At 66.0% G+C, this 11580-nt stretch carries 19 protein-coding genes; 18 read left to right on the top strand and 1 reads right to left on the bottom strand.

Features of this window, described 5'->3' with window-relative positions:
* The 16 genes from VNM24_11390 to VNM24_11315 form a co-directional block, all read left to right on the top strand.
* Window positions 1-322: hypothetical protein (locus VNM24_11390; protein HWQ39190.1), on the top strand; the 322-nt coding region annotated here is incomplete at its 5' end.
* Between the two features lie 13 nt (window positions 323-335).
* Window positions 336-611: a hypothetical protein gene (locus VNM24_11385; GenBank protein HWQ39189.1), complete on the top strand. Its 276-nt coding sequence runs from the start codon at window positions 336-338 to the stop codon at window positions 609-611.
* 234 nt (window positions 612-845) lie between these two features.
* Window positions 846-1046, top strand: coding sequence for a hypothetical protein (locus tag VNM24_11380; protein HWQ39188.1), 201 nt, complete (start codon window positions 846-848; stop codon window positions 1044-1046).
* Window positions 1047-1059: 13 nt separating this feature from the next.
* Window positions 1060-1695 carry a hypothetical protein gene (locus VNM24_11375; GenBank protein ID HWQ39187.1) on the top strand — a complete coding sequence of 212 codons (636 nt, stop codon included), beginning with the start codon at window positions 1060-1062 and terminating at the stop codon, window positions 1693-1695.
* A 2-nt stretch (window positions 1696-1697) separates the two neighbouring features.
* Complete coding sequence (locus tag VNM24_11370) at window positions 1698-2174, top strand: hypothetical protein (GenBank protein ID HWQ39186.1); 477 nt, start codon at window positions 1698-1700, stop codon at window positions 2172-2174.
* The gene (locus VNM24_11365; protein ID HWQ39185.1) at window positions 2175-4367 is read left to right on the top strand and encodes a hypothetical protein; all 2193 of its coding nucleotides are present in this window, start codon (window positions 2175-2177) and stop codon (window positions 4365-4367) included. It abuts the gene before it with no gap.
* Window positions 4368-4386: 19 nt separating this feature from the next.
* Window positions 4387-4578, top strand: a complete 192-nt coding sequence (locus VNM24_11360) for a hypothetical protein (protein HWQ39184.1) — start codon at window positions 4387-4389, stop codon at window positions 4576-4578.
* A gap of 40 nt (window positions 4579-4618) precedes the next feature.
* Entirely contained in the window at window positions 4619-5701 is a 1083-nt protein-coding gene (locus VNM24_11355) for a hypothetical protein (GenBank protein HWQ39183.1), read from the top strand.
* Entirely contained in the window at window positions 5702-5908 is a 207-nt protein-coding gene (locus tag VNM24_11350; GenBank protein HWQ39182.1) for a hypothetical protein, read from the top strand.
* A 73-nt stretch (window positions 5909-5981) separates the two neighbouring features.
* Complete coding sequence (locus VNM24_11345) at window positions 5982-7097, top strand: N4-gp56 family major capsid protein (GenBank protein ID HWQ39181.1); 1116 nt, start codon at window positions 5982-5984, stop codon at window positions 7095-7097.
* 80 nt (window positions 7098-7177) lie between these two features.
* On the top strand, window positions 7178-7654 hold the full coding sequence (locus VNM24_11340) for a hypothetical protein (GenBank protein HWQ39180.1): 477 nt from the start codon (window positions 7178-7180) through the stop codon (window positions 7652-7654).
* 89 nt (window positions 7655-7743) lie between these two features.
* Window positions 7744-8184: a hypothetical protein gene (locus VNM24_11335; protein ID HWQ39179.1), complete on the top strand. Its 441-nt coding sequence runs from the start codon at window positions 7744-7746 to the stop codon at window positions 8182-8184.
* Window positions 8185-8193: 9 nt separating this feature from the next.
* The gene (locus VNM24_11330; protein ID HWQ39178.1) at window positions 8194-8523 is read left to right on the top strand and encodes a DUF6682 family protein; all 330 of its coding nucleotides are present in this window, start codon (window positions 8194-8196) and stop codon (window positions 8521-8523) included.
* Entirely contained in the window at window positions 8520-9158 is a 639-nt protein-coding gene (locus VNM24_11325; protein HWQ39177.1) for a hypothetical protein, read from the top strand. Before VNM24_11330 ends, VNM24_11325 begins: the two co-directional genes overlap by 4 nt.
* A gap of 6 nt (window positions 9159-9164) precedes the next feature.
* Window positions 9165-9329: a hypothetical protein gene (locus VNM24_11320; protein ID HWQ39176.1), complete on the top strand. Its 165-nt coding sequence runs from the start codon at window positions 9165-9167 to the stop codon at window positions 9327-9329.
* On the top strand, window positions 9326-9838 hold the full coding sequence (locus VNM24_11315) for a hypothetical protein (protein HWQ39175.1): 513 nt from the start codon (window positions 9326-9328) through the stop codon (window positions 9836-9838). Before VNM24_11320 ends, VNM24_11315 begins: the two co-directional genes overlap by 4 nt.
* A gap of 60 nt (window positions 9839-9898) precedes the next feature.
* On the opposite strand, the gene VNM24_11310 is transcribed toward VNM24_11315, so the two are convergent.
* Window positions 9899-10897, bottom strand: coding sequence for a hypothetical protein (locus VNM24_11310; GenBank protein ID HWQ39174.1), 999 nt, complete (start codon window positions 10895-10897; stop codon window positions 9899-9901).
* Between the two features lie 25 nt (window positions 10898-10922).
* On the opposite strand from VNM24_11310, the gene VNM24_11305 reads away from it, so the two are divergent.
* Together VNM24_11305 and VNM24_11300 are read left to right on the top strand one after the other, a co-directional pair.
* Window positions 10923-11174 carry a hypothetical protein gene (locus VNM24_11305; GenBank protein HWQ39173.1) on the top strand — a complete coding sequence of 84 codons (252 nt, stop codon included), beginning with the start codon at window positions 10923-10925 and terminating at the stop codon, window positions 11172-11174.
* On the top strand, window positions 11171-11455 hold the full coding sequence (locus VNM24_11300; protein HWQ39172.1) for a hypothetical protein: 285 nt from the start codon (window positions 11171-11173) through the stop codon (window positions 11453-11455). Before VNM24_11305 ends, VNM24_11300 begins: the two co-directional genes overlap by 4 nt.
* Window positions 11456-11580: the final 125 nt, after the last annotated feature.

The raw sequence follows: 11580 nt of genomic DNA, 5'->3' as shown, positions 1-11580 counted from the left end.
GGTGCGCAAGCTCCTGCCCGGGGCGAACGTGTACGTGGTCGCGAGGCCGAACGACAAGTACTACGACGGCATCGAGATGACGCGCCAGCAGCTCGCGACCTGCATGTTCGACCCCGAGGGGTGCGAAGAAGGGATCAGGGCATTGGATAACTACCGGAAGCAGTGGAACGAGCTGCTCGGAGTCTGGAGGAACGAACCGCTGCACGACTGGGCGAGCCACGGGTCGGATGCCTTCGAGCAGTTCGCCAGGGGTTTCGTGGCCGGCGTGCAGCGCGGGCACAAGCGACCGGCTTCCGCGAAGCGGTCGTATCGAACGGCTTGATGTGAGGAAAACCATGAGGATCCAGCTGAGCGAAGCGGCGACGAAGTACCACGGCGAACGGAAGAAAACCGCGGTGGTGAACATCCCCGGCAAGGGGCGAATCGAACTCGCGCTCTCGGACACGGCGCGCTGCGCGAGGATGCCGGATGCGGCGCGACGCACGATCGTCAACCTCGCCGGCGGCGAGGACGTCTTCGATGGCGAGGATGACATCGTGGTTGCCGCGGCCGCGCTGCACCAGCACTGCCGGGCGCTGATGGGCATCCAGGACGAGGCTCGGCGCAAGTAGGCGGGCACCGCGACACCCGGCGCCGGGGTCGCGGCGCTCGAGCCGGGAGCCGTCCGTGGAGCCTCACGATTGGGAGACACGGGCTCCGTTCCGGAGGCGAGGAAGCGGATGGTCGGCCCGGCAGCTCGGCGAAAGCGGATGCGGAGAGTGCAGTCGGTGCACAGCCGTGCAGCGAGTAGCCGTGTCTATTCCGGCCTGCGGGAGCACCCGCGGGCTTTCTCGAGGAGAGGTGTGATGTTCTTCAGTTCGACCATCAGGCCAGTGCCGATGGACGTAGCGCAACTCGAAGACGTCGCTGGCGTGGGTCCGTGTCTGCTGATCGAAGGCGTCCGCTACTCGCTGGCGTTCTTCAGGATGCTCGCCAACCCGGATCCAGCAAAGCGCTACAGCTTCGTGCGACAGGGCGACACGGTCACCGTCGTCGAGCGACCTTAAAGAGAGAACCCGCATGAGCAAATTCCGAGACTCCGAAGACGGTCAGGGCCCGGTCGGCAACCTCGGCGCCGAGATGCTGGCGCTGTTGATGCTTTTCAACGGCACCACGTTCGACCGCGCGCGTGGCGATGTCACGAACGGTCTGGACGTAGATGTCACACGACTACCGGCCGGGGAGAGCCACATCGGGCAGGTCGGTGCCGCAAAAGACATCGTTGATGTGACGCTCACCCTGGACACCGTGGCCTACGCGGCAGGCGACGTGCTCTCGGACACGGCAACGCTCGCCAACGCGATGCGGGTGAACGGCGGCAAAGGGATGCTGCGCTCAATCACCGTTATCGACGAGGACGATCAGGGCGCGCCCTTTGACATCTACTTCTTCAAGGTCACGCAGAACCTCGGGACGAAGAACGCCGCGCCAACGATCACCGACGCCGCGGCACGCGATTGCCTGGGAGTTGTCAGCATCGCTGCAGCGGACTACAAGGATTTGGGTGGTGTGCGCATCGCCACGGTGCGCGGCGTCGATCTTGCGCTTGAATCCGATGCGGCGAGCCGCGACATCTTCATCGGCACCGTGACGCAGGGCACGCCGACGCACACGGCGAACGGCCTGCGCTTGAAGTTCGGCATTGAGCAGGGCTGACCGTGGGCGTGGTCGTTGGCGGAAAGAACGCCTGGCGGGTGCGTCGCCACGGCGACATCGTGGTGGCTTTTCACTGGGTCAACCGGGAGCCCGCGATGGTGCTGTTCCCGGCGCGGCCGAGCACGCTCGGCGCCAGCGCGTTCGTCGTAATGCTGTCGGCGGCCTTCAAGTACGCCCATCCGAACGGCTACCCGACGGCGTACTTGGTGCAGCAGGCGGTGAAGGCGGCCCATGTGATGGGCCTGTACCCGGATCGCTTCACGGTCCACCGGATCGCCGATGCCATCTTGGAGGGCATCGAGGATCTGCTCGACATGCCGCCCGAGCCCGAGGCGTTCCACCGCGACAAGAGGCAGCGGCGCGTCGTCGGGGAGATGACCTTCAAGGAAGGAGGCAAGACGGTCGCCGAGGCCGAGGTCGAGGACCCGACGGCGACGCCAGAAATGGTGATCGAAGTACCTGGCATGACGGTGGCGTGAGTGGGCGACATCGAGAACTTCCGCATCGAGCCCGAGGAGGGCTCGGTCGAGCGCTGGCTGGACGCCCAGAACGCGCGGCTGGCCGGCTGGCGGCCCGGGGAAATCCATCCGCTCGACACGCCGGAGATGAAGCGCAGGCACAAGCAGCTGCTCGAGTGGTACCAGCAGGAGCGCGAGAAGCAGGCCGCGAATCGCTACCAGATGGCGATCGACCAGGACTTCTACGACAACCTGCAGTGGGACGAGCGCGACATCCAGGAACTCGCCGAGCGTGGTCAGGCGGCGCTCGTCTACAACGTGCAAGCGACGACCGTGGACTGGATCATCGGCACGGAAAAGCGCACCCGAGTGGATTTCAAGGTGCTGCCGCGAGCCGAGGACGATGTCGAGGCGGCGGACGTCAAGACCAAGGTGCTCAAGTACCTGAGCGACGTCAACAAGACCGCGTATGCGAGGAGCTTGGCCTTCGCGGATGCGGTGAAGGTGGGCGTCGGCTGGATCGAGGACGGCGCCCGCGGCGATCCGACCGAAGAACCCGTTTTCAGCCGCTACGAGAGCTGGCGCAACATCATCTGGGATAGCTCTGGGGTCGAGCGCGACGGCAGCGACTGGCGCTACCTGTTCCGCTGGAAGTGGATCGACCTCGACATCGCGCTCGCGATGTGGCCGGACAGGGCCGAGAAGCTGCGCAAGGCCGCGGTGGCGGCGAACCTCTTCGGTAGCGAGGACGACGAGGACTTCTGGTATCTCGGCCAGCGCTACCAGGCCCGCGATGCCCGCGGCGAGGTCATCGGCCGGCGCACGTTCGTCAACGACGTGCAGACCGTGGACAACCGGCGGGCCAGGGTGCGGCTGATCGAAGCCTGGTACCGGGTGCCGGAGCGCTGCACGATCTGCCGCGGCGAGGTGTTCAACGGGCAGGTGTTCGACCGCGCGAACGAGGAGATGGTGCGGGCGGCGCTCGAGGGGCTGATCGGGCTCTACGACGCGATCAAGATGCGCGTGCGCTGCGCGATCATGACCGAGAGCGATCTCATCCAGGAGATGCCATCGCCCTACCGGCACAACCGCTTCCCGTTCACGCCGATCTGGTGCTACATCCGCGGTCGCGATCGGATGCCCTACGGGCCGATCAGGCGCACGAGGGACATCCAGGAGGATCTGAACAAGCGCGCCTCGAAGTCCCTGTACCTGTTGAGCACGAACAGGGTCATCGCGGATGTGGACGCGATCGAGGGCACCGGCCTGACGTGGGACGACATGCGGGAGGAGGCCGCGCTGCCCGATGCGCTCATCACGAAGAAGCGCGGTGCCGAGTTCCGTTTCGAGAACAACGTGCTGATTGGCGAGGAACACCTACGCCTGATGGACCGCGATGAGCGCCTGATTCAGCACTCGGGCGGGATCACGGACGACAACCTCGGTCGGCCGACCAACGCGATCAGCGGCGAGGCGATCAAGGCGCGGCAGCTGCAGGGCTCGGTGGTGACGGCGGAGATCTTCGACAACTTGCGCTTCGCCATCCAGCGCCAAGGCGAGATCCAGCTCTCGCTCATCGAGCAGTTCATGACCGAGCCCAAGGTGCTGCGGCTGGTGGGTGCGAAGGGCAAGCTCGACTGGGTGAAGATCAACCAGCCCGAAGTGCAGTCCGACGGCAGTGTGCGGTACTTGAACGACATCACGGCCTCGCAGGCGGATTTCGTGGTGGACCAGCAGGACTACCACCAGAGCGTGCGGCAGGCGATGTTCGAGACCATGGTGGAGCTCGTGGGCAAGATCGCCGCGGTGAACGCCGAGGCAGGCCTGCGGATCCTCCGGATGGCGCTCGAATTCTCCGACCTGCCGAACAAAGACGAGATGGCCGCCGAGGTCAAGCAGATGCTCGGCCTGGTGGACGAAGAAGAACTGGCACGCATGACCCCAGAGCAGCGAGCGGCACATCAGGCCGAGCTGCAGCGCCGGCAGGAACTCGCGCAGATGCAGCGGCAGGGGCTCGAACTGGCACTGCGCGAGCAGGCCGCGCGTGCCGAAAAGCTGCTGGCCGAATCGGAGAACGCGCGGGCCACCGCCGCCGAGCATCTGGCGAAGGCCATCGCGACGCAGCAGCAGAGCCTGCAGGCGATCTCTGACTTGGGAGCGCAGGTGAAAGAGCTGGCCGATCTGGTACGGCAGGTCGTCCCGGCGAACGCATAAACGCATAGGAGACCGACGTATGGCGAAGAGAATCAAGGGCATGAGCCCGTTCAGCGATGCGAGGTGGCAGGCCGAGGACGATTTGCGGACCCTGCAGCGCGCCTGCGAGATCCGCAAAGATCCGAAGCGGCTGAAGGCGGCGCAGGAGCTTGCCAAGGAGAAGCTCGAAGAGCTGGCCAAGGTGTCCGCGCAGGAGCCGCTGAAGTACTGATCCCATAACGGCCGCAGGAAGTGGCCAGAAAGGAGAGCAGATGACGGAGAAGTTCACCGACGAGGAACGCGCGGGGCTCTCAGCCGAGGAGCTTGCCGTGCTCGATGGCGAGGACGACGCGGACATCCTCAAGGAGATCGTGGGCGAGGGCGAAAGCGACGGCGATGCCGGAGCAAAGGCATCAGCCGAGGCCGAAGAAACCGAGGAGGAGCCGGAAACCAAAGCCGAGGCCGGTGCGGAACCGGCGAAGAAGGCGGACGCCGACGAGGCCGCCAAGGCGAAGGCCGACGGGAAGGCCCGGGACGACGCGCAGGCCGCGGCAAGCGACGACAGCGTGGAAGAGGACGACGACGAGCCGTTCGTGCCCGCCTACAAGGTCCCGCCGCCGGAAAACTACGAGCAGCGGATGGCCGATCTCGACAAGAAGTATGACGAGGTGACGGCCAAGTTCAAGTCCGGGGAGATTGAGCTCGAGGACATGCTGCGGGAGCACCGGGCGATCGACAAGGAGCGGCGCGAGCTCGACGCGCAGAAGACCAAGGCCGAGATCGCCGCGGAGCAAGCCGAGCAGGCTGCCGAGCAGCGCTGGCGATGGGAGGTGAGCCGCTTCATGCGCGAGGCGGCGAAGCACGAGGGCATCGACTATCGGGTCGCGCTGCACGAGGCCGCCTTGGAGGCAGCGAAGAAGGCGGGCGATGCGGAGGCGATCAAGGCCGCAGAGGCGAAGGTGCGGACATCGCGCGTGCTCAACGGCGCACTCGACGCGGAGGTGAAGGCGCTTGCCGCCGACGAGGCGAACGCCGACAAGTCGGGCGAGTGGTTCCTCGCCGAGGCTCACAAGCGGGTGAAGGCGGCGTTCAACTTGGAGGGCAAGTCCGCGAAGGCCGCGCCCGAGGCGAAGACGAAGGCGGTGGCGAGCCGCAGGCAGCCGCCGGTGGACAAGCTGCCGAAGACGCTGGGCGGCCTGCCGGCGGCGGGGGCGGTGGACATCGGGCGCGACGGCGAAGGCGAATTCGCCGAGGCGAATTCGCTCCTCGAATCCGGGGACTCGATGGCGCTTGAGGCCTACATCGCCGGCAAGTCCGCCGAGTGGCAAGAGCGCTGGGCGCGCGCGAACTCGTAGATGGATGCGCGGCGCTCGTTCTCGATCGACGTCAAGGTCGGCGAGTCGGTGACGATCGACCGGGGGCGCGTCGTCGTCACGTTGCTCGAGAAGAGCGGCCGCATGGCTAAGCTCGGCTTCAACGCAGCCAAGGAGGTTCCGATCAACAAGGTCACGCCTTACCCCTCCGGGGCGGCGCAGGCCCGCAAGGGCATCGCTACCGCGTAGGGTGGCATCCCGCTTCGGCGGGTTCAAAGGGTAGGCGCGCAGGAAGTGCGCCTGTGTTCAACAGGAGCACTTCATGAAAACGATCGTGGGTCTGAACGACCCCAAAGCAGTTCAGAAGTATTCCGTCTTCCTGGCGGTCGACGTCGGACGGAAGTCGTACTGGTCGAAAAAGTTCATGGGCAAGGGCGAGGAAGCCCAGACGCCCATCCAGATGCTGCCGCATCTGGAGAACGACGCAGGCGAGAAGATCAGCTACGACCTGGTGATGCAGCTCAAGATGCAGCCCATCGAGGGCGACAACACGCTGGAGAACAAAGAGGAGGACCTCAAGTTCTACACCGACTCGCTGTACATCGACCAGATGCGCGGCGGGGTCAACACCGGCGGCCGGATGACGCGCAAGCGCACCATCCACGATCTGCGCAAGATCGCCCGGGTGCGGCAGTCGGAGTGGTGGGCGCGGATCTTCGACGAGCTCATCTTCATGTACCTGTCGGGTGCGCGCGGCATCAACCCGGACTTCATCTATCCGACGTCGTACACCGGCTTTGCCGGCAACGCCTTCGTCGCACCGGATTCCAAGCACATCCTGTACGCCGGGGCGGCGACCTCGAAGGCGACGCTCGCCAACACCGACAAGTTCGATCTGAAGCTGATCGACCGCGCGGTGGCGAGGGCCGATGTGATGGGCGGTGGCACGGAAGCGATTCCGTCGCTGCAACCGTGCGAGATCGACGGCAGCGAGCACTTCATCTGCGTGCTGCACCCGTGGCAGGAGTTCGACGTGCGCACGTCGACGAGCACCGGCCAGTGGCTCGACATCCAGAAGGCTGCGGCGGGTGCCGAGGGGCGCAACAACCCGATCTTCCGTGGCTCGCTCGGCATGTACAACGATGTCGTGCTGCACAAGCACAAAGGGGTGATCCGCTTCAACGACTACGGCTCGGGCTCGAACCTCGATGCCGCGCGGGCGCTCTTCCTCGGTCGCCAGGCCGCGGTGATGGCCTTCGGCTCCCCTGGCACGGGCCTGCGCTTCGACTGGCACGAGGAAACCCAGGACCGCGGCAATCAGGCGGTGATCGACACCGGCACGATTTGCGGCGTGAAGAAGACCGCGTTCACGATCGAGGGCACTTCGCGTGACTTCGGCGTGATCGCGCTCGACAGCTACGCCAAGGATCCGGGCTAATCCGGCAACTGAAGGCGCACAGGGGCTGGTGCCGCTACGGGCCAGCCCCGGAACATCCACTTTTCTGAAGGAGACACATCATGGCAAACCACAAATCGGACTACGCCAAGGGCGTCAAGCCGATGCCCATCGCGAAGGGCTCGGAAATCGTGTCCGTGCGGATGGAAGTCGTGCTGCCCGCGACGCATGCGGTCAACGACATCCTGGAATTCGGCGAGCTGCCCGAGGATCACGTCCCGGTCGACGCCGTCTTCGAGTCGGACGACATCGACACGAACGTCACCCCGGCGGTGGTGCTCGACTTCGGTCTGCTCAACTCGGCCAAGACCGCGGTGAGCACCGACGCGGACGATGGCGGTGCGGCGTGGCTCTCCGGCGCGACGATCGGCCAGTCCGGCACGATGGCGCGACCGACCGCAAGGGCGCTGTGGAAAACCAAGCCCAAGGCGGCGACGCGCCGGATGATCGGCGCCAAGATCGCCACCGGCGCCGCGACGGCGGCTGCGGGCTCGGTCTTCGCCACGGTGCACTACCGCGCGGCGCACTACAGCGCCTGAGGCGACGCCATAGCCGGCGCGAGCCGGCACAAGAGCACTCCCGGGGCCTCACGGCCCCGGGAGGTACGGCTCATTGAAGGAGAAACGACGTGCTCATCCGCATCAAGCAGATCCGCAGGCTCGCAGACGGTAAGCCCGGCACCGATGTCGTGCTCGGCAAGGGAGCGAACCAGAGGACGCTCTCGTTCCGGCCGCTCGACCCCAAGCAGCCGGATCGCGACCATGTCTGCGATGTGACCGATCCAAAGGACATCGCGCAGCTCCTCGCGATTCCCGAGGGCTACGAAGTGCACGAGAGCGAGCTCGCGAGCCGCGTGCGCAAGCCTGCGCCCGCGAAGGCCGAGGAAACCGGCAACGCCGCAGGCGCCGAGCGCGCTGAGCAGAAGTCCGGTAACGGCAAAACGCTCCCATGGTACATGGCGCCAGACGTGGACAAGGAAAAGCTCCTCGCGGCGGTCGCCGAGAAGTTCGGCAGGAAGCCGCATCCCTCGACCTCGGTCAAGAAGCTGCAGGAAATGCTGGCGGCCTGAGCTTGAGCCATGCCGTACACCATGCAACAGATCGTCGACCGGGGGCGGTTCCCGCTCAACGACACCGACAAGGTTCGCTGGACGGACGCCGATCTGCTCGGTCACGCGAACTACGCGATCCGGCTCCTGCGGCTCAAGCGGCCCGATCTCTTCTTCGGCCAGTTCACCGCCCTGCCAGGCGACAAGGCCCTCGGTGACACCTTCCCGCTCGACGACGACTACGCCCCCGCTGTGGCCGACTACGTGACCGCGCGCGCGATGGCGATCGACGCCGAGCATGTCGAGGAGGGCAAGGCGCTCTCCTTCTTCGCACTCTTCAAGGACGGCGCCGGGGCATGACGACCAAGGCTTGGACCGCGTGGTACGACGAGGTGCTGCCCGACGTGCCGGGCTGCCCGCAGGCGGTGGCGAAGAACGCCATCCGCAACGCGGCGATCGATTTCTGCGAGCGCAGCCTCATCTGGCGGGCCGACATGGAGCCGATCAGCGCGGTTGCCAACCAGGCCGAGTACGACTTCGAGCCGGAGGCCGGGGCTGCCGTGGTGAAGGTCGTGCGGCTCTGGTACGACAAGAAGGAGATCTATCCGCAGACGCCAGAGCAGCTCGCCGAGCGCTATGCGCACTGGCCGTCGCAGGCCGGCACCCCGCTCTACTACACGCAGGAAAGGCCGGACGCCGTCATCCTCGTGCCGTACCCGAACGCAGACCTGGCAGGCGCATTGACGGGAAAGCTCGCGCTCAAGCCCACTCGTGCCTCGACTGCCGGGCCAGCATTTCTCTTCGAGGAATGGCTCGAGGCCATCGCCTGCGGCGCGAAGGCGCGGCTGTTCGCGATGAAGAAGAAGCCCTGGACCGATGGCGAGCTCGCCGGCCACCACCAAGCGATGTTCGACCACGCCATCGCCAAGACGATGAGACGGGCGAGCCAAGGGCATACCCGCGCGCCGTTGCGCGTGCGGGCGCATTTCCTGTGAGGCCGGATGTTGCTGACACGCACCAAAGTCAAGTCGGCGTCGATCGAGGCGGTGAAGATCGGCGCCGATGGCCGCCGGATCGATCTCGGCGTGATCTCGTACTACCACCGCAACCCGCTGCGGCGCTTCTGGTGGGCGCTCAGGCGACTTTTCAGGAGGCACCACACATGAAAAAACCTGTCGGCACGCTGCTGTCGTCGTTCCTTGTCTTCGCGCTCATCGTCGCCCTCGCGGGCGCATTTCCGGCACCACCGCTCGCCGGGCACGAGCTGACGCCTGTGGCGAAATGGTTGGTCGGCATCGGCTTGGCGACGGTGTTCACGCACGCCGGCAAGGCGATCGTCACCAACCGGATCACCGGTGCGGGCACAGAACCGAAGTACGTCGCCTGGGGAACGGGTGCCGGTACTGCGGCCGCGACGGACACGACGCTGTTCACGGAGTCCACCGAGGAGTCGCGCACGCTCGGCACCAGCTCGCGGGTGACCACATCGCAGACGAACGACACCTACCAGGTGGTGGGCACGATCACGGTCGCGACGACGAACAAGACCATCACGAACGCCGGACTGTTCGATGCGGCGACGGGCGGCAACCTGTTCATGAAGGGGGATTTCACTGGAATCGCGCTCAATGTCGGCGAATCGATCCAGTTCACGATGAAGGTCCAGTTCACGTAGCCCAAGATGCGGCGTGGTCAACCAGTTCCAAGTCAATGCGACTGCGGTCAACGGCGGGGATCAGTTCCGCGACCTGAGCGCGAGCGCAGGGGCGGCAGCCTCGCTCGTCGCCTCGAAGACGGTGCTCTCGACGCTCGTTGCGGTGGCGGGATCGGCAGCCTCGTTCGTGCGGCAGGTTGCGAAGCCGCTATCGGCGTCGAGTGCTGCGGCCGTCGTTGCGGTCAGGCAGGTGCTGAGGATCATGGCCGCGAGTTCGACGGGTGCCGTGAGCCTGGTCCGCTCGGTCGCGCTCGCGCGGGCGGTGACGAGCGCCGGCACGGCCACGCTCGCGACATTGCGGACCCTGCTGCGCACGCTCTCCGTAACGAGCGCCGGCACGGCTGCGATGACGCGCATGGTGGTGATGGTGCGATCCGTGACGAGCACCGGCGCTGCGACGCTCGCCACGATCCGGAATCTACTGCGAACTCTGTCTGCCGCGAGCAGCGGCACCGCGACCTTGGGAACCCTGCGAAACCTGCTGCGCACGCTGTCGGCCACAGCGGCTGGCAACCCTGCGGTAGTGCGCGTGGTGCTACTCGTGCGATCCGTGACGAGTGGTGGAGTGGCGACGCTCGCCACGATCCGAACTCTGCTGCGCGCGCTCAGCGCTGCGGCGGGTTCCGTGGTGTCGTCCGTGAAGCAGGTGCAGCTGCCGAGATCGGTGCAGTCGGTAGCGGCGGTTTCCTTGAAGCGCGATCCGGCGAAGATTCTCTCGGCATCGAGCGCGGCAGCGGCGAGCGTCGTCCGTCTGGTGTCGCTGCTGCGCTCCGCGCTGGCCGGTGCCACGGCAAGCGCGACGAAGCAGGCTGGCAAGGTGCTCTCGGCGACTGCGGGCGCTGGTCTGGCGAGCGTGGTGCGAAGCCCGGGGAAGATCCTCGCCGCATCGGCATCCGGTGCGGCGTCGCTCGCCAGATTCGTGGCCAAGAATCTCGGCGCGGCATCGCCGGCGGTGGCGATGTTCTCGCGCGCACTCACCCGCACGATGTCCGTGGCCGCTGGCGCGCAGGCCTCGCTCATTCGCCTTTTCGACATGGCACCGCTCATGGCTACTGCCGCGGTTGTGGCGAGGCTCCAAAGGACGGTGCTCAAGACGCTGACCGCCGCGGGTTCTGCTGTCGCAAGCCTCGCACAGGTCTGGACCATCCTGCGGCCCGGCATCGCTGCGCAGATCGCGCGCTTGACACCGGTGTTCGCGCAGCTACGCAGCGTCGTGGCGAGAGACATCCGATCGGTGTCCGTACCAGGGCAGTCCAGGCGGATCGTGCCCGGGCCTGACGAGGACATCAAGCCGTGAGCATCCCGATCTTCGACAAGCAGCCGGGGGAGACGCTGGACTACGACGTGGACATGTCCGAGTTCCTGCCGTCCACGGACACCCCGGCGAGCGTCACCAAGGCGGTCAACCCGTCCGGACTCAGCCTCGGCACGACCGCGATCAACGCCTCGACGAAGGTCGTCAAGCAATGGATCTCTGGCGGAGCGGCTGGCACGACCTACAAGGTGACGCTGACCATCACCTCGACCGAGGGCCGAATCAAGGAAGTCGAATTCAAGATCAGGGTCAAGGAGCTATAGATGCCGAAGAAGCGTAAGTTCGCCAACAACGCCTGGGGCACGCTCGCCTCCTCGATCACCAGCACCGATACGACGATCACGCTCACCGCTGGCCACGGCGCGCGCTTCCCGACTCTCGGGACGAA

The sequence above is a fragment of the Burkholderiales bacterium genome, from assembly GCA_035560005.1.
Lineage (GTDB): Bacteria > Pseudomonadota > Gammaproteobacteria > Burkholderiales > Eutrophovitaceae > DASRFY01.
The sequence above is the reverse complement of the archived record's forward strand: the minus strand, read 5'-3'. Positions and strand labels throughout refer to the sequence as shown.